The following is a 24,675-nucleotide window of genomic DNA, read 5'->3' as shown; positions in this document are numbered from 1 at the left end:
GCGGGGATCGGCCGTAAACCCTGAGCTTGGCCCGCCGGCCTATTCTCGTACCGAAACCGGCTGCGCGCGTCCAAACAGGATGCGCTCCTGCATCTCCGCGAAGGTCGCATCCACATTTGTCTCGGTCGTCATCAGCGAGACGATGATGGCGACAAAGAACGACAACGGCATGCAGATGATCGCCGGATTGCGCAGGGACACGAACCACCAGGCGCCTTCGACCTGCGTCAGCGCCTTGCCGAGGACGTCGACCTGAATGGTCGGCGACAGCACGATCAGCAGCAACGAACTCAGCGTTCCCACCAAAATGCTGGCCACCGCCGCCGAGGTCGTGAAGCGGCGCCAGGTGATGGCGAGAACGAGCGACGGGAAGTTGGCCGCGCAAGCCACCGAGAAAGCCAACCCCGCCATGAAGGCGACGTTCTGACCTTCGAAGGCGACACCGAGGGCGACGGCGAACACGGAGATCACCACGGTTGCGATCCGTGCGACCTTGAGCTGTTCGGCCTCCGAGGCAGTGCCATTACGGACCACGTTGGTCCAGATGTCGTGGCACAAGGTAGCAACGCCGGACAGGGTGAGCCCAGCGACAACCGCGAGCATGGTCGCAAATGCCACCGCGCAAATGAAGCCGAAGAAGGCGTTGCCGCCGACGGCGAGCGCGAGCAGCGGTGCCGCCATATTGCCGCCACCGCCCGCCTTGGTCACCGCTTCGGGGCCAACCAGCACCATCGCGCCGAAGCCGATGATGAACACCATGAGATGGAAGAAGCCGATCAGGCCCGTCGCATAAAGGATCGACAGGCGCGCCGCCTTGGCGTCCCGCACCGTGTAGGCCCGCATCAACACATGCGGCATGGCCGCCGTCCCGAACATCAGGCCGAGGCCGAGCGAAATGGCGTCCCATTGTCCCGAGACCACCCGCGAGCCGGGCTGAAGCACCCTTGCTCCGTATTTCTCCGACGCCGCGGCAAACAGTTTGAGCGGGTTCATGTCGAAATGAGTGAGCACGAGAAAGGCCAGCACCACGCCGCCCGCCATCAGCAGCGCGGCCTTGACGACCTGCACCCAGGTGGTGGCGAGCATGCCGCCGAACAGCACGTAGACCAGCATGACGCTGCCCACGAGCACCACCGACCATGCATAAGACAGTCCGAACAGCAGCTTGATCAGCGATCCCGTCGCGACCATCTGCGCGATCAGATAAAACAATATCACCGCCAGCGTCCCGACCGCGGCCGCAACCCTCACCGGTTTCTGACGCAAGCGGTAGGCCACCACGTCCGCGAAGGTGAAGCGGCCGACATTGCGCAGCGGCTCGACGATCAGGAACAGGATGATCGGCCAGCCGACCAGCCATCCGATCGAGTAGATCATGCCGTCGAAACCGTTCGACGTCACGATCCCCGCGATGCCGAGCAGCGCGCCGGCGCTGAGGAAGTCGCCCGCCAGCGCCCAGCCGTTCTGCCAGGGCGTCACCTCGCCGCCGGCGGCAAAGAAATGCTCCGTGGTGCGCGTACGCCGCGCGGCCCAGTAGGTGATCAGCAGAGTGAGCGCCATGAAGGCGAAGAAGAACCCGATCGAGATCGCATTGCTGCCCATGTCCGTTCCCCTATCGATCAAGATCGCGCAAAGCCGGGTCGAACACCCGGTTTGCCCACAGCACGTAAACAAGGCACAGCAGGAACGAGCTGACGATGACGAGCGGGCCGAGCAGGATGCAGAGCGACAATCCCGGCGCCAGCAGCTGGCCCAACAGCGGCTTGTCAAATGCAAACAGCGCCATGAACGTGAAGTAGATGATCATCATCGCAGCGCTAAGCCCGAGCGAGACCCGAAGCCTTTGCTTCACCAGCGCTCCGGCTTGCGCCCTTGCCTCGGTCGCCGCGTCCGTCCTTGCATCCATTGTGGTCTCGATGTTGCCGCTAGCCGTTGCAAGCAGCTTCTGGTGTGCCCGCGGCAAAGGGAACTACGGATTTTTGCAATCTGCCGTGCGCATCTGCGGCATGGCTGATAGCCCGACCTGCATGTCCGGGTCGTTCTTCAGCGTGTTGCGGAGAAACGCGCGGACGGCGCGAATGCGGGGAGCGAACTGGAGATCGCTGTGCACATTCAGCCAGACCTCGCGGCTGGTCGAGGCAAGACCGGGCAGCACAGGAATGAGATCCGGCCGCCCGGCGATGGCGAAGCTCGGCAACAAGACGATGCCGAGACCGCCGGCAGCAGCGTTCATCTGCGCGATCATGCTGTTGGAGTGGAAGGCGATGCGGGGCTCCTCGATGACATCAGCGAGCCAGCGCACCGAATCCACCTGAATCAGGTCCTCGATATAGGACACGAACCAGTGCTCCTGGAGGTCGCGCAGGCTTTCAGGCGTGCCGTGGCCGTCGAGATAAGAGCGGCTGGCATAGAGTCCGAGCCCGAACTTGCCGATCCGTTCCGATATCAGGCCCGGCCCCGGGGGCTGGAAGAAGGACACGAACAGGTCCGCCTCGCGCTTGTGGACATAGACCGTCTGCGCCGAGGTCACGAGCTCGACCGTCAGTTGCGGCATGGTCTTGCGCAAATTGCTGAAGCGTTGCGCCAGGTAGAGCGAGGCGATGCCCTCCATCGTCGCCAGCCGGACCGTCCCGGCAAGCCCTTCGGTGTCGCCGATGCTGGCTTCTTCATGAATGGCAATGATGGCGCTTTCGACCTTCTCGGCATGGCGCAGCAGCCGCTCGCCGATATCGTTCAGCCTCAGGCCGGTGCGGTGGCGCTCGAACACGGCAACGCCGAGCGACGCTTCCATCTGGGCGATGCGCCGGCTCACCGTGGAATGGTCGAGCCGCATCCGTTTGGCGGTCTGGCTGAGATTGCCGGCGCGGGCGGCGTGCAGGAAGACCCGCAAATCATCCCAGTTGAGCGTGTCGAACATTGTGGGCTCCAGCATCTCGTGAATTTACGGCAGAGGTTTGCAAGTCCTGTTCCAGTCGGTGCGTTCGATCCTCTGCAACCGGGCTTGCGATAATCCCTATGCGCAGGACGGAACGGACAATGCTACCGGACCGATCGACCAGGACGCCAGGAAGATCCCATGCTCCCCCGTTTCAAGGCTGCCGCCGTCCACGCCGCGCCCGTCTTTCTTGACCGCACTGCGACGACGGAGAAGGCCATTTCGATACTCCGCGAGGCCGCCAAGGCCGGCGCGGAGCTGATCGCCTTTCCGGAGACCTATATCCCGGCTTTTCCGGTCTGGGCTGCGCTATGGGCGCCGATCGACAACCATGATTTGTTCGTTCGCATGGCCGATCAATCGGTCCTGATCGACGGTCCCGAGGTCACGCGGCTGCGTGCTGAAGCGCGGGCCCTGGGGGTCATTGTCTCGATCGGTATCAGCGAGCGCTCTCCCGTCAGTGCGGGGGGCTTGTGGAATTCGAACCTCCTGATCGGGGACGACGGCGAGATTCTGGTCCATCATCGCAAGCTGGTGCCGACGTTCTACGAAAAGCTGGTTTGGGCGTCGGGCGATGGCGCCGGTCTCAAGGTGGCCGATGTGCGGCTCGGCCGGATTGGATGCCTGATCTGCGGCGAGAATACCAATCCGCTGGCTCGTTTTTCACTGATGGCCCAGGGCGAGCAGGTGCATATCTCGAGCTGGCCGCCGATGTGGCCGACGCGCAGGCCAAGCAACGGCGGCAACTTCAACAACATCGCCGCCAACCGCATCCGCGCCAGCGCGCATTCGTTCGAGGCCAAGGCGTTCGGGATCGTGACCGCCGGCTACATGGATGCGCCAATGCGCGCGTTCCTGATCGCGCGGGATCCCACCGTGGCCGAGGTGATCGATCAGACACCGCGCGCGGCGAGCTTCTTCGTCGATCCGACCGGTGAGATCCTGGGCGACACACTCCAGGGCGAAGAAGGCATCGCCTACGCGGACATTGATCTAAACAAATGCGTCGAGCCCAAGCAATTCCACGATGTCGTCGGCTACTACAATCGGTTCGACATTTTCGACCTGTCCATCAACCGGACGCGGCTTGCGCCAGCAAAATTTTTCGACGAGGCCGCGCGGCCATCGACGGGCGCCACGCTGCCATCGGTCGATCAAGTCGAAATCGGAGAGCGATTGCGGTAATTCCCTCTACGCTTGCACCGTGATGCCATCGCTGGATGGCAGGGTCGATGAGGCAGGCAGAGAGATTTTTGCCAAATTAACGATCGTCCCAGAAAGGCGCTGTCGCCGGCCTGACGGAAACCTGGGTTTCAGCCGTTGTGCAGATGATGTTCCTGCGAAAGGAACGATCCGCGTGCGCTGGCTCATCAAGTCTCCCTTAACCATCATCGCCGTGCTGCTTGGCTTTACGCTCAGCAGCTTCTGGGCGCTTGTGGTGTGGAAATCGGCGGAGGAAAAAGCAGCGGCGCTGACCCAGGCCGGTCAGCAAACGCAGGCTCTGACGCATTCGCTGGCACAGCACGCATCCAAGAGCTTTGGTGCGGTCGCGCTCGCGCTGTTCGGCGCAAGCCAGTACATCGAGCACTCTGACAAGTCCGCCCGAGCCTCAGCCGAAATCAATGACCTGTTGGCGCAGTACGCCAAGAACATTCCGCAGGTGCGCGAGATCGGCGTCCTCTCGGAAAATGGCGACTGGATGTATTCGTCGTTTGAAACCGTTCCGGCGGTGAACAATGCGGATCGTGAGTATTTCAGGTTTCATCAGACCCATCCCGAGGAAGCAGGCCCCCGCATCAGTGAGCCTGTGATATCGCGCGTGACCGGCCGGCCGACCCTGCTGATGACGCAGCGTCTGCCGAACGCCGACGGCTCGTTCGGGGGCGTGGTGTTCGCCGCCATCGATCTAGCCTACTTCCGGTCGTTCTATCAGGGCTTCGAAGCCGACCAAGGGCGCACGGTCACCTTGATGATGAAGAATGGCAAGGTGCTCGTTCATCGTCAGGATGACCAAGTGGGCAAGAATATGGGCGGCAGCTCGCTATTCGTCAGCCGACTCAAGGAAGCCTCCACTGGTCTTTATTCGATCATCTCGCCGTTTGACGGTCGACTGAAGCAGTTCACCTTCGAGATCGTCGCCGAGTTTCCGGTCGTCATCAGCGTTGCCGTTGCTGAAGACAGCATCCTGGCCGAATGGCGCGCGAGCCGGAATTTCGACTTTCTGCTGGGCGCGGTTATTTCGGCGATCCTCGTCGGGCTAGCGGCTCTGTTGATGCATCAATTCCGCGAACGTTCGACGATGGCCCGACTATTGCGCGAACGTGAGCGCGGATACCGGCTGCTCGCCGAGAACGTCGAGGATGTGGTCGCTCGGCTCGACCTCAGCGGAAAACGTCTCTACATGTCTCCGTCGATCGAGAAAATGCTCGGCTGGACGCCCGCTGAAGCTCTTCAACAGGAGGGTTACGAGATTCTCCATCCCGCCCATCGGGAGCTCGTCAAGCACACCGTCGACCGACTGGGCCCCATGGAGCGGACCGCCATGTGCGAGTATCTCATGCGCTCGAAATCCGGGGACTACGTGTGGGTCGAATCGCAATTCAGCTTCATTGAGGGAACCGACAGTTCGTCGCCGGAAGTCCTCGTCGTCGTCCGCGACATCGCCAAACGCAAGGTGGCCGAAGAGCAACTCGTCGCCGCAAACGCCCGGCTCAAGGACCTGTCAGAAACGGATACGCTGACCGGGATTGCCAACCGGCGAAGATTTGACGAGATGCTCGAACGTGAGTTCAAGCGCTGCCACCGCGCGCAATCGGAGCTGTCCTTGCTCTTCATCGACATCGACAAGTTCAAGGCGTTCAACGACACCTACGGCCATACGGCCGGCGATGAATGTATCCAGCGCGTCGCGAACGCGCTCAAATCAAATCTGAAACGGCCTGGCGACCTCGTTGCACGTTATGGCGGCGAGGAGTTCGCTGTGCTCCTTCCGGAAACGGGCGCTCAGAATGCCGAAAATGTTGCCCAGGCATTGCGCCTCGCCGTGTCTGATATGGCGATCCCTCACCAAGGCAACGGCCACGGCCGGGTAACCATCAGCATCGGCGTTGCGGGATCGCGATGCGGCACAGCCAGCAGCCCTGCGACCGCCCTCGCAGCGGCCGACACGGCGCTGTACGTAGCCAAGGAGAATGGACGGAACCAGGTCAGCCTCGCCGCCGAAAGCCCAAGCTTGAAATTGGTTCGTCCCGCCTGACAAGTCGCCGCGGCACGCCGCTACCCCGCCATCACCCCGCCCCGCTTTATCAGCTCCTTGCCGACCGCGGCCAGATGCACCTGGTCGGGGCCGTCACCGATGCGGATAAAGCGGGCGTAGACATAGGCACGCGCCAGGAACGTGTCCTGCGAGACGCCGGCGGCGCCGTGGATCTGGATGGCGCGGTCGATGACGCGGGCGGCCATGCTGGGCACCACGATCTTGGCCGCCGCGATCAGGTCGCGCGCGGCCTTGTTGCCCTCGCGGTCCATCTTGTCGGCGGCTTGCAGCGTCAATAGCCGCGCCTGCGCGATCTCGCAGAAGGAGTGCGCGATGTCCTCCTTCACCGAACCCTGCTCGGCGAGCGGCTTGCCGAAGGCGACGCGGGACACCGAACGCTGGCACATCAATTCCAGCGCGCGCTGGGCGCAGCCGATCAGCCGCATGCAGTGATGGATGCGGCCGGGGCCGAGCCTGCCTTGCGCGATCTCGAAGCCACGGCCTTCGCCGAGCAAAATGTTTTCCGCGGGCACGCGGGCGTTCTCATAGACGATCTCGGGATGGCCGACCGGCGCGTCGTCATAGCCGTAGGTGAGCATGTCGCGGACGATGCGCACGCCCGGCGTATTCTTCGGCACCAGGATCATGGATTGCTGGCGATGGCGGTCGGGATCGTCGGGTGCGGTCTTGCCCATCACGATCAAAATCTCGCAATCTTCGTTCATCGCACCTGACGTGAACCACTTCCGCCCATTGATGACGTAGTCGCTGCCGTCGCGTTTGATCTCGCACTGGATGTTGGTGGCATCGCTGGAGGCGACCTGCGGCTCGGTCATCGAGAAGCCGGAGCGGATGCGCCCATCCAATAGCGGCTTCAGCCAGCGCTCCTGCTGCGCCGGCGTGCCGTAATTTGCGAGCACCTCCATGTTGCCGACATCGGGCGCCGAGCAATTGAACACCTCGGGCGCCCAGAGGATGCGGCCCATGATCTCCTTCACGGGCGCATATTCGAGATTGGTCAGTCCCGGTCCGTGCTCGCCGGAGAGGAACAGGTTCCAGAGCCCCTGCTCGCGTGCCAGCCGCTTGAGGTCCTGAAGAACCTGCGGCGTCCGGTAGCGCACGGCTTCAGGCTTCACCTGCTCGTAATAGAGCTCCTCAACCGGCTCGACATGCGTCCGCATGAACTGGCGGACGCGCGCCTGGAGCTCCAGCGAACGTGCGGAGTGTTGAAAGTCCATGGTGGTCTCCTCTTTCCTTCTCCCCTTGTGGGAGAAGGTGGCGCGAAGCGCCGGATGAGGGGTATCTCTCCGCGAACACAACAGGCAGTTTCGCACGCGGAGAGATACCCCTCACCCGGCTGCGCTTCGCGCATCCACCCTCTCCCGCAAGGGGAGAGGGTGCACCGTCTCTGCGGCCGCCCCTTACGTGCCGCGCAACAGCTCGCTCGCCACGACCCAGTCGTTGCCGTCGAACTGGAGCATATAGCCGTCCTTGATGGGACGGAAATCCTGCGGCGTGGTGTTGAGCGTGATGCCGGGCAGCAGCAGCGACAGCGGCACGTTCTTCAGGTTGGAGGCCTGCGCCATGATGTTCTCGCGCGTCAGATCGTCCTTGCACTGCTTGAGCACGACCACCAACGCTTCGGCAACCGTATAGCCGTAGAGCGCGGCGACATTGTTGATGTCGGCATTGGGCAGGCGCTTCTTCATGAAGTCGATATAGGCCGACATCGCCGGATCGTCCTTCGGCTCAGCCGTGAACGGTTTTAGCGAACCCAGCGACAGCACGCCCTTGCCGGCATCGAGGCCCGCCGGCACCATCACCGTCGCCTTGTTGGCGCAGCCCGAGGCGAGGAAGCGCGTCGGCTGCCAGCCGACCTCATAAGCTCTGCGGATCGCCTGCGCGCAGGCGCGCGGCGTCACTGAGTAAATCATGAAGACGTCGGCCTTGGTGTTGGCGAGCGTCAGCACCTGGGAATCGATGGTGGGGTCGGCCACCTCGAAGCTTGAGGCCATCGCGATCGCCTTGTCGGCATCGGCGCCAAGCGCTTCCTTGACGCCGCGAAGATATTCCTTGCCGGCGTCATCGTTCTGATAGAGCACCGCGAACCGCGCGTTCGGGTTCTTGGCGCGGGCATAGGCGACGTCGATCGCGGCTTCGCTGGTGTAGTTCGGCGCCCACGGCAACGCCATCGACCAGGGCATGTTGGCGGGGTCGTTCCACTTCGAGGCCGAGCTGATCAGGAAAAGCTGCGGCACCTTGTTGCTGTTGAGGTACTTTGCGATCGCCGAGCTCGGCGCCGTGCCCATGGTCGCGAAGATGAAGGCGACGCCGTCGCCCTCGACGAGGCGCCGGGCCGCTTCCATTGTCTTGGGCGGGGAGAACGCGTCATCCAGCGACAGCAGATTGAGCTTGCGCCCGTTGACCCCGCCCTTCTCGTTGATCTCGTCAAAATAGGCCGTGAGCACCCGGCCGGTGATGCCGAGCGGCGAGGCCGGCCCGCTATAGGGCATGGTGTTGCCGATCTTGATCTCGGTGTCGCTCACGCCGGGACCGTAAGATTTTTGCGCGGCGACGGGCGTGGACAGGCAGGCGGCAGCCAACGCTGCGGCCAGGGCCAAAGCGGCTTTCATGGTTTCTCCCCGGTGATTATCATCCGCGCGACGCGAACGCGCGGCGTGCTGCCTTTTGCCAGCGTGTCAGATCAGCGGAGTTATCTCGGACGGTCTTGCGTCGAGTTGCTGGTGAGCTAATGCCGCCGCCGCAGGCTGAAGCCCAGACTGACCCAGCCTGCGCCCGCCATGATCAGATCGATGCCGAGGAACAGGCCGAGAATGTAGACGCTGTTGACCGGCCAGCGCGCCAGGATCAACAGCCCAAGCAGCAGCGTGATGACCGCAGACAGCGCCACCCAGACCCACGGGCTTTCGCGCTTCATGCTGAAGGCGAGAAACAGCCGGACCGCGCCGGAGGCAAGCAGCGAGGCGCCGAGGAACAAGGTCAACAGCGCTGCAGCAAACAGCGGATTCTCGAAGGTGAGAAAACCTGCGACGATGTAGAGCACGCCGAGCAAGGCCCAAATCACGAACTTGCCCCAGCTCTTCATCTGGAACGCGCCGATCACCTCGGTGACCCCGGCGACGATCATCATCGCGCCAACCACGATCACGCTCGCCACCGTCGCCATCACCATGCTGCCGAGCGCGACGAAGCCGGCGATGAGATAGACGACGCCGAGGGCGACGATCCAGCCCCATTTGGCGTGCAGCGCGGTAATGCCCGATCCCAGGCTGAGGTTTGGAGACGTATCCGAAACACTTGTCATGACGGCTACTCCTGCATGCGAAGCCCCAGAGCGCAGCTTTAGGATAGCACCGATAGCACCGGGACAACAGCCAGCAGAGCAGCCTTGGCCGGCGCCAACGTTGACCCAAATCAAGATCGAATGCGGCGCAACACGTCCGCGATCGTTGCCGAAAAAATCAGCTCACCCGGCCGCCTTGCGCACGTCGAGCACGGCCTGAGCCCATTCGGCCGGCCGCTCCTGCGGCAGATTGTGACCGGCGCCCGTGAACACGCGCCGCTCGAAAAAGCCCTCGAACTTGCGCGCGTGATGCGCGGTGCCGGCATTGACGCCGTCGCTGTCGCCGTCAATCGCGATCGTGGGGACGCGGATCGGTGGCTGGGCCGCAAGCGTCGCCTCGATCCCGGCATAGGCGGGATCGCCCGCGACCAGCGCGTAGCGGTGACGATACGAGTGGATCACGATGTCGACGAAGTCGGGGTTGTCGAAGGACACCGCACTTTTCTCAAACGTCGCATCGTCAAAGGCCCATTTCGGCGACCACATCGACCAGAGCTGGCGGGCAAAACCGCGCCGGTTGCGCTCCAGCGCGCGGCGGCCGCGCTCGTTGTGGAAGAGATATTGATACCAGTGCGCCGCTTCCTCCGGCGGCGAGGCCGGCTCCATTGCGCGGGCAATGTTCTGGATATTGTAGGAATTGCCGGAGATCAGCCCGATCACGCGCTCCGGATGCAGCACCGAGACCACGCAGGCCGCGCGTCCGCCCCAGTCATAGCCGCCGACGACCGCGCGTTGAATGCCAAGTGCATCCATGAAAGCAAGCAGATCGGCACCCAGCGCCGCCTGCTCGCCGGAGCGCAGCGTCTCAGGGAAGCGAAACCGCGTCGGGCCGTAGCCGCGCAACCAGGGCACCAGCACCCGCGCGCCGGTTTGCGCGAGGATCGGCGCGGTCTCGGCGTAGGCATTCACGTCGTAGGGAAAGCCGTGGCCCATGATGCAGGGCCACCCATCCGGCGCGCCATAGTCGAGATAGGCGATGTCGAGGACGTCCGTGGTGACTGTTTTTTGTTGCATGATTTACTCACGGGTGTGCTCGCTATCGTAGCCCGGATGAGCGAAGCGACATCCGGGGTTTGGCGAGGCTGGTCCCGGATATCGCTTCGCTCATCCGGCCTACTGGGGCCCGACCTATTTCTGCGGCCCCGACAGCGAGATGTCCCGTTCGGCGCGGAAGACGTTGCTGTAGAGATTGGCAATCCACTGCCGGCCGATCTCGGTCTTGTTGAGATAGCCGATCTCGGTCTGGATATGCGGTGCGACGCTGTTCCAATAGAACTGCGGATAGCGGTTCACGATATCGGCCGGCGAGTCGTAGCCGAGCTGCCGGTTCATGCCGACTTCCTCGAACTCGTAATAGAGCGCGTTGGCCTTGCGCAGATAGTTGGGATCGCCGAGCTGTCCGATAAAGTCGGCGGCGCGCAGGATCGATGCCTCGTCGTCATAATCTTGGCCATGCTGGGCAGGAAACCGCGTGCCCTCGATGGCGCGGGCAATGCGTCCCGGGTCCAGCCCCGGAATATGTCGCAACCGCCGCGTGACATAAAGCTTCGAGCGGTCAACGTGATACATCATGAGACTGGCATCGGACGCGCCGCGCGGCAGTGACACCTTGGTGCCGGCCTCGTCGATCAAGAAACCGTCTTCGTCATCCTCCTCGAACAGGCCGCGCACATAGCCGATGTCGTGGGCGAGGCAGGCGATCAAGACATGGACGTAATCCTCGGCTGTCAGGTGGGTGTGGAGATTTCGGCCACTCATGATGGAATGAGCCGCCAGCGTCACCTGCATCGTGTGCTCGATGTTATGGTAGAGCGCATCACTATTGCCGATGCATTCCATGGCGGTGCGGGTCGCGCTCTCGACGATACTTGCGGAGGTCTCGTCGTACCGACGCCGCATGAACGTACCGAGCAACTTCTCCAGGGATTCGGCCGCCAGTCTCGGTAACGTCATCATCGATGCAGCCCCGCTGTCGGCGGTGTCCCACGCCAACTCCCGACGTCTCATTCTCGTCCTCGACGCAAGCTCAGCATAGCCCAATCCGGCCGGCTGACCAAATCTCGAGACAAGAATACGGAAATATGTTGCAGTCCCGCCGCGCAACATCACGGTTGCGGTCACAGTTCGGTGCACCCTGCCAGGTCATGCGGGACGGCTCGACGGCCGAAGGCGGCCGGGAATTCGCTTTATCGGATTTCTATGAGCCTGACTGCAAGAGCCGGAAATGCCCTGCGGTCCGGCGTGGCCGCCTGCACTTTTCTGCGAACGACGGCGTCAATTCCCCCGTGCAACACGTCCGAGCATGGCATCGAACGCGACCTTGATCCTGCTTATGTACAGGTCCTTGTAAGGAAATTCCGGATTCTGGTCGTGCACCAGCATGGAGGCGTTCACCTCGAACACAACGAGCTTGCCGTCGCGGTCGAGCCCGCAATCGATGCCGAAATAATCGAGGCCGATGCGATCGCGGATGAGCCGCAACGCCTCGTAGTGGGCCGCACCGAAGACCTGTTCGGGATCGCGCAGGAAGCACTCCTCCTCGTCCTGCATCCAGACATGGCGCCCCATCTCGGTGCTGTCGCGATGGAGCTTCCAATCGTCCCCAATCGCCAGATGATAGGGCAAAATCTCTCCGCCGATGAACAAGAACCTGTACTTGCGGAAGAAGCCGTCGACGGAGCGATAGTCGATATAGTCGATCACATAGCGATCATGGTCCGCTTGCGCGGCGAGGAACGCGGCCAGCGCCGCGACATCTTCGAATTTCTCGAAGACGTCGCCGCCGTGCATCCCGGCACGTCGCGCCAGCAGCGGAAAGGCAAGGTCGAGACCGGCCGGAAGCCCCTCACCGGCGGCGATACGGTCCGTGCGCGGTACGCGGCAGCCATCGATGCCGGCGAGCGCTGCGGCAGTGGCGTCGCGCGTCGTGTTCTGGATTTTTGCGGGATCGTTGACGACCGGCTTGCCGAGGCTTCGTGCGATGGCCATGGCGAGAGGCAGCACCTTGGCGCCCTGGTCGGCGTCGGAGACGAGGTTGACGACGACATCGGCCTCGCGCGCGAACAGGCCGATGTCCGGCTGGCTGCCGGGCAACAGCGACAGGATGCTGGTCTGGTAGGCGCAGTCCTTGAAGAGAAACTCGACCGGCGTGTTGCCGACGAAGGGCGCAAACAGTGCCAAGGCCCGGAACGCCGGCGGCGATTTGACTGCGGGCCTGCGCAGGATCGGGTGCACCTGCACGGCGCGGTCGTAGGCGGACCGCGCCGCCTCGAGCTCACCGCGCGCCTGACGGATCGCGCCGATCCAGTAGAAATTCTCGGCCTGTTCGGGAGCAAGTGCAACGGCTCGCTCGAACTGCGCCAGCGCCTCGCCGCTCTCGCCGAGCTCGAAGCAGACCTTGCCAAGCTGATTGCGAAGATCGGCATCGTCGGGCGCCTCCTCGAGCAATTCGAGCAGCAGCGTCCGCGCGATGGCGAACTGCCTGGTCGCGACCAATGCCTGGACCAGATTCGTCCGCGACGGCCGATGGCCCGGATTGCGCCGGAGTGCCTCCAGGTAAAGTGAGATGGCGTCCTGCACCATGCCGCTGCGCTGATGAACGATGCCGAGATTGCACCAGCAGGCGACGAGATGAGGAGCAACGCGCAAGGCGGCCTTGTAATTCTCGGCGGCAGACGCGATGTCGTCGCAGAGCATGAAGGCGTTGGCGAGAGCGGCGTGAAGATCGGCAACGCCGTCGACTGCCACTCCGATCGAGACCGTGGCGGCGAGCGCGAGCCCGGCCTGGAAGATCGCGATCGCGCGCCTGATCTCGCCGCGCTGGTAATGCTCGCGCCCCGCGCGCAACAAATCGGATACGCTCGGCGAGCCGGTTGCCGGCGCCGCGAGGGCCATTGATGGTGACGTCATGTGGTCTCCGGAAACGTCGCCGTGAAGGTGACGCCGTGCAGATTGATGGCGGGTGCGATGCCGTAGTGATTGCCGCCGAAGGCGCGCATGCGGCGCCACAACTCGTCGCTGGAAATATCCAGCGGGATATCGCAAGCGTCCTTGTAGCTGCGACGCGTGTTGGTGTGGCCGCTCCATGGCAGCGTACACCGCGGCACCAGCGACGGCTCGGCTGCCAATTGCTCCGCCCACACTTCGAACAATTGCAGCAGGTGCGCATAGGCGAGCTCGCCGAGCCCCAGGAGGGCGCAACCCTGCGGGATCGGGAACGACACGGCGTCGAGGATCGTGCCGGAATCGACCCGCTCCGCCATGACGTGGAAGGTCACGCCAAACGTGTCGGCGCGGTCATAGAGCGCGAAATGGGCCGGAGCCCAGCCCGGATAGTTCGGCGGGCCCGGATGAAAATTGAACGCGCCATAGCCGAAGCGCGCGAGCAGGTCGGCCGGCACGATGGCGCCGGACGCGAAGGCGACCAGCCGGGCGTTGCGGAGCAGCTCCGGCTCGATGCCGCGAAGCTCGCCGATGTCAGCTACCGGCCAAATCGCCAGATCCGGCCTGAAATTTCGCAGGATTCGCGACAGCGCCACCTGCTCGGCGGCGTCAGTCAGCAACACAAGGCTGTCGAGCATGGCTTCGGCTTCAGCAAGGATGAAAGTGAGCCAAAATGTCGCGGGGTAGCGTTAACAGCGTATTAATGAACGGCCGTTCGGCACATTCGAGAAATACACCGAAACAAATTTCCGCGGTCCAGACGCATCCGTTCACAGAACGGGTCTGTGAAACTACGGTCATTCCACCAGCAGCACGTCCACGGCCACACCGAGCTTCTGCTTCGGTGAGCCGACGATGATGCCGTCGACCGGCGAGACATCGGAGAAGTCGCGGCCGACCCCGAGCACGATGTGGTCGTTGGCGACCAGAAGATCGTTGGTCGGATCGAAATCGACCCAGCCAAGCTCCGCCCCGCACCACAGCGACACCCAGGCGTGCGTGGCGTCGGCGCCCTGCAAACGCGGCTTGCCCGGCGGCGGAATGGTGCGCAGATAGCCGCTGACATAGGCCGCAGGCAGACCGAGGCCGCGCAGCCCTGCGATCATCACATGGGCAAAATCCTGGCAGACGCCGTGGCGCTTGTCGAAGACCTCGTTGAGCGGCGTCGAGATCACGGTCGCCTTGGGGTCGTAGCGAAACTCAGTACGGATGCGGTGCATGAGATCGACCGCGCCGGCAAGGATACCCGCATCCGGCGCAAAGCTCGTCGCCGCATAGGCGCTGACGGGACGCAGCACCGGGACGAGCGGGCTGGCAAAGACGTAGCCCACGGGCGAAGATGGCCCGAGGCTGGTTGCTTCGAAGGCGATGTCGCGGACGCTCTCCCAGGACGGGCTCAACGCATCGCGCGCCGGCGGCTGGCGCGACACCGAGACGCGCGAGCGGGAGTCGATCCGCAAGTTGCGATGCGCAGTCTCGATCACGACGCTTTCGGTCAGCGTGCCGAAGAAATCGCGCCGGACGTTGCGTTCAGCGGGGCGCGGACGAATCTCGACGCTGTGCGAGATCAGCTCCTGGCCGCCTCCGCGCTTCGGCTCGAGCCGCAGCGTGCAGCGGGCGAAGCTGACCGGGCTTTCATACTCGTAGGTGGTGACGTGACGGATGTCGTAGATCACGCCAGCCCCGTCAGCTTTTCCGGCCGGCTGGCATTGGGACCATGCGGGAAGTAATGCAGCCCGATCGCCTCGGCGAGGCTGAGCAGATCCTGCTCCAGCGAGAACAGCGTCTTGACCTCGAGCTTCTCGGCCTCGGCCGTGGCGAGCATCGCCTGCACCGCGACGGCGAGCCGCTGCGGCCGCTCGATCAGGCCGTGCTCCTTCAGGCTCGGCAGTGCCGCGATGTGCTCGTTCAGTTGCGTCACCTGGAATGCGACCGAGCGCGGATTGTAGGGATCGAGCACGGCGAGATCGCGGACCGGCGCCAGGATCGGCGCGAGCAAATAGCGCGAGCGATAGGTGATCTGGGAATCCACCAGCGTCAGCAGGATATCGAGGTCCTCGTCGCCCGCCTCGTCATAGGCGAACTGGCGCGCGAAACGCGTGGTGTTGACGGCGCGTTCGGTGCGGCGGCCGATGTCGAGGAAGCGCCAGCCGGCGGCGCGGTTCATGTTCTCCTGCGCAAGGCCTGCAAAGCTCGCAAGCTCCTGCAAGGTCAGCTCGGCAGCGCTGAGCACGCTGTCATCGCCCTCGACCTCGTAGGCCAGCCGATCGGCCATCTCGGTAATGACCTGCCAGGCATCGGGCGACAGCCGCTCGCGCAACGAGGTCGCCGTGCGCTGCGCCGAGCGCACCAGCGACAAGGCCGAGCCGAAACGCTCCGTGCTCTGTAACGCTTCGGCGGCGATGCGCCCGGGCGTGGCGCGCGAGGCTTGCGAGATTGCGCCCCAGGACACCAGCAGGCGTTGGATGCGTTCGATCGACTGCATCGTGGCCGATGTGCCCTTGTTGGGCCCGCTCGGCGAGCTCAGTGCGCGCACCAGCCGCAGCGTGGCCTCGGCGCGTTCGAGATAGCGGCCGAGCCAGAACAGATTGTCGGCGGCACGGCTCGGCAGCACGCCGGCGATGCGGCGGATCCGCACCTTGTCGGTCGTCGGCAGCAGCGACGACGTCGAGACCTGCTTTCCCGAGACGACCCAGACGTCGGCCGCACGCGCGCCGTCGCCCATCGACACCGCACGCGCATCCGACTGCTCGGCGATCCGGCAGAAGCCGCCAGGCATGATGGTCCAGCCGTCGGGCGTCGCGGCCGCGAACACGCGCAGCACGAAGGGACGCGGCGTGAGCTGCCCCTGCTCCCACACCGGCATGGTCGAGAGCCGCACCACTTCCTGGCCGACATAGTCCATGCCGCGCGTGGTGATGGAATCGATCAGGCGCTGGCGCCCGCTCTTGTCGAGCTCGCTCGCGAGCACCGGGCCGTTGCTGTCGAAGCCGGGAACGCCGCGCCGGTAGGCGCCTTCGATCGCGACCTCGTCGAGCCGGGACAACACCTCGTCGCGCGCCGCGCGCTGGCCGCACCACCAGGTCGCGATATGCGGCATCTTCAGCTCTTCGCCGAGCAGCCGGCGGCTTAACGCCGGCAGGAAGCCGAGCAGCGCGCGCGCCTCCAAGACGCCGGAGCCTGGCATGTTGGCGACGACGACGCCGTCCTTGCGCAGCACATCGATCAGCCCGGGCACGCCCAACCGCGAAGACGCATCGAGCTCGAGCGGATCGAGCGAGTTGGAATCGACACGGCGAAGCAGCACGTCGAGCCGCTTCAGCCCCGCCACCGTGCGGATGTGGACGCGGTCATCGCTGACGGCGAGATCGTCACCCTCGACCAGCAGGAAGCCGAGATAGCGCGCCAGCGTCGCGTGCTCGAAATAGGTCTCGCTGAAACTGCCGGGAGAGAGCACGCCAATCCGCGGCTCGTCGCGATCGGCGCGCGCACGAAGAGAGTCGCGGAACGCTTCGAAGAACGGTGCGACGCGCGGGACGTTCATCGACTTGTAGAGATCGGAGAACGCGCGCGAGAGCACCAGGCGGTTCTCCAGCGCGTAGCCCGCACCCGACGGCGCCTGCGTGCGGTCGCCGAGCACCCACCAGCGGCCATCGGGTCCGCGGCCGACATCGGCGGCATAGAGCGAGAGGTAGCGGCCGCCCGGCGGCGGCACGCCGCAGACGGGGCGGAGATATTCAGGGCTGCCGGCGATCGCGGCCGCGGGCAGCGCGCCTTCCGCAACCAGCTTCCCCTCGCCATAGATGTCGCGCAGCACGAGCTCCAGAAGCTCTGCGCGCTGCTTGATCCCGGCGGTGAGCTGCTGCCAGTCGGCCTCGTCGATCAGCAGCGGCAAATGGCTGAGCGGCCAGATCCGGTCGGCGCTGTCGCCGGGTGCGCGGTAGGTGACGCCGGCTTCGCGCAAATGGCGGTCGGCCATGGCAAAGCGCCGCTCGATCTCGTCGGGCGCGAGCGCGCCGAAAGCATCGAAAAAGCGGCTCCAGACCGCGCGGGGCTTGCCGTCCGGACCGAGAAACTCGTCGGGAATGCCGGGCAGGCGGCTATAGTCGCGGACCCATTGCGCGACGCGGCGCTGGCCTTCGCGTTGACCTTGCGCCCTACCCGCCTTTTCGTCCTCTTCGGCTGCGCCCTCGCCCATGCGCCTCTCCATGCCCCACCCTCATACTCATTGCAGGAGTGGCGTTCGCAAGTCGAGGGTCAGCGGAAACTCATTTGTGCGTTCCTCCGGCGGCGGCTGCATCGGTCCTGGCGTATGGCCATGGTCCTGGAAGCGCGCCAACCGCCGCGCCTCGGCCTCGTAGGTGTTGACCGGCTTGGTGTCATAGCTGCGGCCGCCGGGATGGGCGACGTGGTAGACGAAGCCGCCGAGCGAGCGACCGTTCCAGGTGTCGATCAGGTCGAAGGTCAAGGGCGCGTGGACCGGAATGGTCGGGTGCAGACCGGAGGCCGGCTGCCAGGCCTTGAAGCGGACGGCGGCCACGGCTTCCCCCGAGCGTCCGGTCGAGGTCATCGGCAGGCGGCGGCCGTTGCAGCTCACGATGTGGCGGCCCTCGACGAAGCCTTCCGCCTTGACCTGGAGGCGCTCGACCGAAGAATCGACATAGCGCACGGTGCCGCCGGCCGAGCCTTCCTCGCCGAGGACGTGCCAGGGCTCCAGCGCCTGACGCAACTCCAGCGTCACGCCGCCATGGTGGACGCGGCCGAACGCGGGAAAGCGGAATTCGAGTTGAGCCAGATACCATTCCGACTCGAAAGCGTAGCCGGACTGCTTCAGCTCGGAGAGCACGTCCAGAAAATCTTCCCAGATGAAATGCGGCAGCATGTAGCGATCATGCAGCGCCGTGCCCCAGCGCACGAATTTGCCAGCTTGCGGCTCGCGCCAGAATTTTGCGATCAGCGCGCGGATCAGGAGCTGCTGCGCCAGCGACATGCGCGGATCGGGCGGCATTTCGAGCGCGCGGAATTCGACGAGGCCGAGCCGGCCCGTGGTCCCGTCGGGCGAATAGAGCTTGTCGATGCAGATCTCGGCGCGATGGGTGTTGCCGGTGATGTCGACGAGCAGATGCCGGAACAGCCGGTCGACCAGCCACAGCGGCGCCTGGTAGCCCGGCGGCGGCACATGCGAGAGCGCGATCTCGAGCTCGTAGATGCTGTCATGGCGGGCTTCGTCGATGCGCGGCGCCTGGCTGGTCGGACCGATAAACAGGCCCGAGAAGAAATAGGACAGCGCCGGATGCCGTTGCCAGTACAGCACCAGGCTCTTCAACAGATCGGGCCGCCGCAGGAATGGCGAGTCCGCCGGGCTGGAACCCCCGACCACGACGTGATTGCCGCCGCCGGTACCGGTGTGACGGCCGTCGACCAGGAAACGGTTGGCACCGAGGCGTGTCTTGCCGGCATCCTCATAGAGCCCAACGGTGATATCGACCGCCTCGTGCCAATTCTTGGCCGGCTGGACGTTGACCTCGATCACGCCGGGATCAGGCGTCACCTTGATGACGTCGACGCGCGGATCGAACGGCGGCGGATAGCCTTCGACATGGACCTGGAGCTGCATCTCCTCGGCGGTGGCTTCGAGCGCCGCGATCATCTCGAGATAATCCTCGATTTGCTCGACCGGCGGCATGAAGGCGCAGAGCACACCGTCGCGAACTTCGACCGACAGCGCGGTGCGGACCGGAACGGACGTGTTGAGCTGCTCGGGCGCGACCCGCTCCGGCGCTTCCGGACGCGCCGGGAGGCTGAACACCGGCAGCTTGCCGCGGGCCTCCATCGGGTCCCGTTCGACGATGTAGGGATATTGGTTGGGCGGCACGTAGCCGAGCGAGCCGATCGGCAAGCGCAGGCCGAGCGGTGAATCGCCGGGCGTCAGGAACAGATGATTGCGCCGGAGCGTCCAGCGCTCGCTGCGCCAGCGCGGCTCCGCGTTCCAGCGCTGCACCGGCAGCACGAAGCCGCGCGGCGTGTTGAGGCCCTGCTCGAACACCCGCGCGATGCGCGCGCGTGCCTCCGGATCGGACAATTTGGAGTCGGACGGATCGACGTTGACGGGAAGCTCGGCTTCTTTCTGAAGCCAAAGCGCGGTGTCCTCATAGGCTGGCATGATGTAGCCGGGATCGAGCCCGAGCCGCAGCGCCGTGCCCTCCATGAAGGTCCCCGCGTCTTTTGCCTGCGCCGGCCGCGGATTTTCGATCTTGGCGATGAGGTCGGCATTCTTCCAGATCGGCACGCCGTCCTTGCGCCAGTACAGGCCAAAGGCCCAGCGCGGCAGGCTCTCGCCCGGATACCATTTGCCCTGGCCGAAATGCAGCAGGCCACCCGGCCCGAAGCGTGTGCGCAGGCGGCGGATCAAATCGTCGGCGAGCGCGCGCTTGGTGGGGCCGACAGCCTCCGTATTCCATTCCGCCGCTTCGAGATCATCGACGGAGACGAAGGTCGGCTCGCCGCCCATGGTGAGACGCACATCTTGCGCGGCGAGATCGCCGTCGACCTGCTCGCCGAGCTCGTTGAGCCGCGTCCAGGATTCGTCGGAGAACGGCTTTGTGATACGCGGCGCCTCGCGGATGCGCTTGACGCTCATGTCGAAGGCGAACTCGACTTCCGCAAAGCCGGCGCCGCCGGAGATCGGCGCTGCCGAGCGATAATGCGGCGTGGCGGCAACCGGAATATGGCCCTCGCCTGCGAGCATGCCGGAGGTCGCGTCGAATCCGATCCAGCCGGCGCCGGGCAGATAGACCTCGGCCCAGGCGTGCAGATCGGTGAAATCGTTTTCGACCTCAGGCGGTCCCTCGATCGGATCGATGTCGGGACGGATCTGGATCAGATAGCCGGAGACGAAACGGGCAGCCAATCCAAGATGACGGAAAGTCTGGATCAGCAGCCAGGCGGAGTCACGGCACGAGCCGGCAGCAGAGGAGAGCGTCTCCTCCGGCGTCTGCACGCCCGGCTCCATGCGAATGACGTAGTTGACGTGCTTCTGAAGCTCGCGATTGAGATCGACCAGGAAGTTGACGGTGTTCGGGGCTTCGTGCGGGATCGTGTCGAGAAATTTCGCGAACAGCCGATCGGCCTTGACGGTCTCGAGATAAGGCGCGAGCTCCGTCTTAAGATCTTGCGTATATTCGAACGGAAAGCTGTCGGCATAGGGCTCGACGAAGAAGTCGAACGGATTGACCGTGGTCATCTGCGCCGTGAAATCGACCTCGATCTTCAACTCGGTCGTCTTTTCCGGGAAGACGTAACGCGCGATCCAATTGCCTAGCGGATCCTGCTGCCAGTTCACGAAATGATTGGCCGGGGTGACCTTGAGCGAATAGCTCAGGATCGGCGTCCGCGTATGCGGCGCCGGCCGCAGGCGGATGGTCTGCGGGCCAAGATCGATCGGACGGTCGTATTTATAGTGCGTGACGTGGTGTAATGCGACGTAGATCGACACGGGATGCGGTACTCCAGCAGCTTTTTTGAGCAGAACACCGCTGGTGATCGCGATCAAGCACTAACAACGGGCAGACCGTGCCTATGGCACGGGCTACCCGCGCATTACATCGTCGCGCCGAGCACCCAGGGCGCGAACTCGGCACCGCCGAAATCGAAGCTTTCGCTCTTGGTCGGCTGGCCGGAGGCGGTCTTGAGGATGAGATCGAAGATGCGCTGGCCGCATTGCTGGACGCTCTCCTCGCCCTCGAGGATGGTGCCGCAATTGACGTCCATGTCGTCTTCCATGCGCTTGTACATGGGCGTGTTGGTCGCGAGCTTGATCGACGGCGCCGGCTTGCAGCCGAATACGCTGCCGCGGCCGGTGGTGAAACAGACGAGGTTGGCCCCGCCCGCGACCTGGCCCGTGGCTGCGACGGGATCGTAGCCGGGCGTGTCCATGAACACGAAACCCTTCTTGGTCACCGGCTCGGCATAGCGCAAGACGTCGACGAGATTGGTGGTGCCGGCCTTGGCCATCGCGCCGAGCGACTTTTCCAAAATGGTGGTGAGGCCACCGGCCTTGTTGCCGGGGCTCGGATTGGCGTTCATCTCGGCGCCTTCGCGCGCGGTGTATTCGTCCCACCAGCGCATGAGATCGACCAGCTTCTCGCCGACTTCGCGGCTGACGGCGCGGCGCGTGAGCAGATGCTCGGCGCCGTAGGTCTCGGGCGTCTCCGACAGGATCACTGTGCCGCCGTGACGCACGATGAGATCGCTGGCTGCGCCAAGCGCAGGATTGGCCGACACACCGGAATAGCCGTCGGAGCCGCCGCATTGCAGCGCCACGGTCAATTCGCTCACCGGCACGGACTCGCGCTTGACCTTGTTGGAATCCGCAAGTGCTTCGCGCACGAAGGCAATGCCGGCCTCCACCGTCTTGCGGGTGCCGCCGACCTCCTGAATGTCCATCGCGCGCAGCCGGCCGGCGAGCTTCTGCTCCTCCATCAGGCCGCCGATCTGGTTCACCTCGCAGCCGAGGCCGAGCACGATCACATGAGAGAAGTTGACGTGCCGCGCATAGCCGCCGAGCGTGCGGCGAAGCAGCGCTAAGGGCTCGTTCTGCGTCATGCCGCAGCCGGTCTTGTGAGTCAGCGCAACCACGCCGTCGACATTGGGAAAGTCAGCCAGCGGATTGTCGCCGGTAAACGGATTCTTCTTGAAGACGTCGGCAACGAGGCTTGCGACATGCGCGCTGCAATTCACCGAGGTGAGGATGCCGATATAGTTGCGCGTCGCGACGCGGCCGTCCGGACGGCGGATGCCTTCGAAGGTCGCCCGCAGATCGAAATTCGGCGTCGGCTTGACGTCGGCGCAATAGGCATAGTCCTTGGCGAAGTCGCCCATGCCGATGTTCTGCACATGCACGTGCTGGCCCGGCGCGATCGGCACGGTCGCAAAGCCGATGATCTGGCCGTAGCGTATCACCGGCTCGCCCACCGCGATCGGCCTGATCGCGACCTTGTGGCCGGAAGGAATGCGTTCAACCGTCGTCACGCCGTCGGCCACCAATGTACCGGGCGGCAGGCTCGCGCGTGCGATCAGCACGCCATCATCGGAATGCAGGCGGATGACGGGGCTGATGGTCATGGGAGTCTCCTTGGTCTTCGTAGTTCACCTCTCCCCGCAGGAGCGGGGAGAGGGAGAGGATATCAGGCCTTGCCGGCCGAATCCTTGCGGGTCGCGTTGACCTGCATCTTGGCGTAGGTCGTCATCAGGCCGACCTCGTTCGACAGCGTCACCAGCTTGAAGCCCATGTTGATGGCGCGCGCCGCACCTTCGGCGCCGCTGCAATGGATGCCGGCGTTGAGGCCGCGCTTGCTGCTCTCCTTGATGATCTTGTCGTAGATCGCGAGGATCTCCGGCTCAGTACGATCGAGCTTCGGCTCGAGGCCATAGGAGAAGCCGAGATCGGACGGGCCAATATAGACGCCGTCAATACCTTCGACGTCGAAGATCGCTTCCATGTTCTCGACCGCGGTTTTGGTCTCCATCATCGGTAGCAGCACGATGTCGTCGTTCGCCGTCTTCTGGTAGGAGCCCGCGGTGCCGTACATGCCGGCGCGGATCGGACCGTTGGAGCGGACGCCCTTCGGGGGGTATTTGGAATAGGAGACGAGGTTCTTGGCTTCCTGCGGCGTGTTGACCATCGGGCAGATCACGCCATAGGCGCCGCCGTCGAGCACCTTGCCGATGATACCGGGCTCGTTCCAGGGCACGCGGACCATCGGCGTGATCGGATGCTTGTCCATGGCCTGGAAGCACTGCACCATCGACAAATAATCCTGCACGCCATGCTGCATGTCGACGGTGACGCTGTCGAAGCCGCATTGCGCGATCATCTCGGCCGAGAAGCCCGAGGGAATCGCAAGCCACGCGTTGACCACGGCCTTGCCCGACTTCCAGATTTCCTTGACCTTGTTCGCCACGTTGCCTTCCTTCTTTGTTGTTGGGACCTTCGTCACCATGACGAGCGCCGCGACAGCACGATCCCGTTGTTACCGCCAACCGGATCGCCGCGCTACGCTCGCAATGACACGAGACCTATGCCGTTGCCCGCTGGATGCTGACTTCGCTGACGCCAACCTCGCGGGCGGTGTTCACTATCGCCGCCCAGGTGTCATCCGGCAAGGGGACGCCGTTCTTGGTGCGCTCGGCCCGCGTTTTCCGCTCGGGATCGCCGGGAATCAGCACCTGATCGACCCCGCCCACCGGCTTGGTGGCGCGGATGAAGTCGGCATAGCGCGACACCTCTGCATCGAAGACATGGGAGGTATCGACCACCTTCGGATCGATGTAGAACGCCAGCATGCCGTTGGCGAAGCGCCGGCCGCCCGAAGTGGCCCCGGTTCCGGTCAGCGCGCCGCCGAGCAGCTCGCAGATAAAGGCGAGACCCGAGCCCTTGTGGTCGCCGAAAGCACGGATCGCGCCTGTTCCCTTGGTGTGATCGCGCGCGCCTTCCGGCGTGTAGGGCCCGTAGAGCACGGCGGGGTCCTCGCTTAAGGAGCCATCAGCATCGACCAGCGCGCCCTTCGGCAGCTTCTTGCCGCCGCGGCTTGCGACCAGCACCTTGCCTTCGGCAACAATCGAGGTCGCGAAGTCCAGCACGATCGGATCCTGTCCCTCGCGCGGGATGCCGACGCAATAAGGCGCGGTCGACAGCCGCTTCTCGACGCCGCCGAACGGCGCCACCAGCAGCGAGCCGGCAGCATTGACGAAATGCACGGAGACCAGACCTTCGGCGGCCGCCATTTCCGCCCAGTCGCCGACGCGGCCGATATGGCCGGCATTGCGCAGTGCAACAGCGGCGAGGCCCGCTTTCTTGCACTTGTCGATGCCGATTTTGACCGCCTGCGGCGTCACGGTCTGGCCGTAGCCGAACTTGCCATCAACGACCGCGAGCGAGGGCGTGTCGACGACGATCTCGGCGGTCTGGTTCGGGACCACAAAGCCCGTCTTCTTCCAGCGGATGTAGACGGGGACGCGGATCACGCCGTGGCTGTCATGGCCGGTGAGGTTTGCCGTGGTGAGATAAGTCGCGATCCGCTTTGCTTCCTCCGGAGAGGACTCAGCGTGGCCGAACACCTCGGCGACGAAATCGATGAGGTTCTGGACCTGGATCGTGACCATCGACGGCCCCTCCGA

18 protein-coding genes are annotated in these 24,675 nt (G+C 64.2%); 2 read left to right on the top strand and 16 right to left on the bottom strand.

Features of this window, described 5'->3' with window-relative positions; translation table 11 throughout:
* Positions 1-39 precede the first annotated feature (39 nt).
* The 3 genes from UB31_RS05765 to UB31_RS05755 all read right to left on the bottom strand — a co-directional run bounded on the left by UB31_RS05765 (position 40) and on the right by UB31_RS05755 (position 2,917).
* Complete coding sequence (locus tag UB31_RS05765; protein ID WP_045010149.1) at positions 40-1,602, bottom strand: solute symporter family protein; 1,563 nt, start codon at positions 1,600-1,602, stop codon at positions 40-42.
* A gap of 10 nt (positions 1,603-1,612) precedes the next feature.
* Entirely contained in the window at positions 1,613-1,906 is a 294-nt protein-coding gene (locus UB31_RS05760) for a DUF485 domain-containing protein (RefSeq protein ID WP_045010191.1), read from the bottom strand.
* Between the two features lie 63 nt (positions 1,907-1,969).
* The gene (locus UB31_RS05755; RefSeq protein ID WP_050044722.1) at positions 1,970-2,917 is read right to left on the bottom strand and encodes a LysR family transcriptional regulator; all 948 of its coding nucleotides are present in this window, start codon (positions 2,915-2,917) and stop codon (positions 1,970-1,972) included.
* Positions 2,918-3,076: 159 nt separating this feature from the next.
* On the opposite strand from UB31_RS05755, the gene UB31_RS05750 reads away from it, so the two are divergent.
* Positions 3,077-4,120, top strand: a complete 1,044-nt coding sequence (locus tag UB31_RS05750) for a carbon-nitrogen hydrolase family protein (RefSeq protein WP_045010147.1) — start codon at positions 3,077-3,079, stop codon at positions 4,118-4,120.
* 172 nt (positions 4,121-4,292) lie between these two features.
* Complete coding sequence (locus UB31_RS05745) at positions 4,293-6,191, top strand: diguanylate cyclase (protein ID WP_045010146.1); 1,899 nt, start codon at positions 4,293-4,295, stop codon at positions 6,189-6,191.
* Positions 6,192-6,211: 20 nt separating this feature from the next.
* Here the strand turns inward: UB31_RS05745 and UB31_RS05740 are convergent, their stop codons facing one another.
* The 13 genes from UB31_RS05740 to UB31_RS05680 form a co-directional block, all read right to left on the bottom strand.
* The gene (locus tag UB31_RS05740) at positions 6,212-7,429 is read right to left on the bottom strand and encodes an acyl-CoA dehydrogenase family protein (protein ID WP_045010145.1); all 1,218 of its coding nucleotides are present in this window, start codon (positions 7,427-7,429) and stop codon (positions 6,212-6,214) included.
* A 183-nt stretch (positions 7,430-7,612) separates the two neighbouring features.
* On the bottom strand, positions 7,613-8,824 hold the full coding sequence (locus UB31_RS05735) for an ABC transporter substrate-binding protein (protein WP_045010144.1): 1,212 nt from the start codon (positions 8,822-8,824) through the stop codon (positions 7,613-7,615).
* A 116-nt stretch (positions 8,825-8,940) separates the two neighbouring features.
* A complete protein-coding gene (locus UB31_RS05730) occupies positions 8,941-9,516 on the bottom strand; it encodes an HdeD family acid-resistance protein (protein WP_045010143.1) in 576 nt (191 codons plus the stop codon).
* A 162-nt stretch (positions 9,517-9,678) separates the two neighbouring features.
* Positions 9,679-10,569, bottom strand: a complete 891-nt coding sequence (locus UB31_RS05725; RefSeq protein WP_045010142.1) for an alpha/beta fold hydrolase — start codon at positions 10,567-10,569, stop codon at positions 9,679-9,681.
* A 114-nt stretch (positions 10,570-10,683) separates the two neighbouring features.
* On the bottom strand, positions 10,684-11,511 hold the full coding sequence (locus UB31_RS05720) for an HD domain-containing protein (protein ID WP_045009059.1): 828 nt from the start codon (positions 11,509-11,511) through the stop codon (positions 10,684-10,686).
* Between the two features lie 318 nt (positions 11,512-11,829).
* Positions 11,830-13,464: a tetratricopeptide repeat protein gene (locus UB31_RS05715; RefSeq protein WP_197090768.1), complete on the bottom strand. Its 1,635-nt coding sequence runs from the start codon at positions 13,462-13,464 to the stop codon at positions 11,830-11,832.
* Positions 13,461-14,135, bottom strand: a complete 675-nt coding sequence (locus UB31_RS05710) for a formyltransferase family protein (protein ID WP_045010140.1) — start codon at positions 14,133-14,135, stop codon at positions 13,461-13,463. The genes UB31_RS05715 and UB31_RS05710 overlap by 4 nt, the downstream gene beginning before the upstream one ends.
* A 159-nt stretch (positions 14,136-14,294) precedes the next feature.
* On the bottom strand, positions 14,295-15,173 hold the full coding sequence (locus UB31_RS05705) for a transglutaminase family protein (RefSeq protein ID WP_045010139.1): 879 nt from the start codon (positions 15,171-15,173) through the stop codon (positions 14,295-14,297).
* Positions 15,170-17,695, bottom strand: a complete 2,526-nt coding sequence (locus tag UB31_RS05700; RefSeq protein WP_045010138.1) for a circularly permuted type 2 ATP-grasp protein — start codon at positions 17,693-17,695, stop codon at positions 15,170-15,172. The genes UB31_RS05705 and UB31_RS05700 overlap by 4 nt, the downstream gene beginning before the upstream one ends.
* 27 nt (positions 17,696-17,722) lie before the next feature.
* Complete coding sequence (locus UB31_RS05695) at positions 17,723-20,992, bottom strand: transglutaminase family protein (RefSeq protein WP_045010190.1); 3,270 nt, start codon at positions 20,990-20,992, stop codon at positions 17,723-17,725.
* A 104-nt stretch (positions 20,993-21,096) separates the two neighbouring features.
* Positions 21,097-22,620, bottom strand: coding sequence for a UxaA family hydrolase (locus tag UB31_RS05690; RefSeq protein ID WP_045010137.1), 1,524 nt, complete (start codon positions 22,618-22,620; stop codon positions 21,097-21,099).
* Between the two features lie 62 nt (positions 22,621-22,682).
* Entirely contained in the window at positions 22,683-23,459 is a 777-nt protein-coding gene (locus UB31_RS05685) for an HpcH/HpaI aldolase family protein (protein ID WP_045010189.1), read from the bottom strand.
* A 115-nt stretch (positions 23,460-23,574) separates the two neighbouring features.
* The gene (locus tag UB31_RS05680) at positions 23,575-24,660 is read right to left on the bottom strand and encodes a malate/lactate/ureidoglycolate dehydrogenase (RefSeq protein WP_045010136.1); all 1,086 of its coding nucleotides are present in this window, start codon (positions 24,658-24,660) and stop codon (positions 23,575-23,577) included.
* Positions 24,661-24,675: the final 15 nt, after the last annotated feature.

The organism is Bradyrhizobium sp. LTSP849 (genome assembly GCF_000938255.1).
Classification (GTDB): domain Bacteria; phylum Pseudomonadota; class Alphaproteobacteria; order Rhizobiales; family Xanthobacteraceae; genus Bradyrhizobium.
The sequence above is the reverse complement of the archived record's forward strand: the minus strand, read 5'-3'. Positions and strand labels throughout refer to the sequence as shown.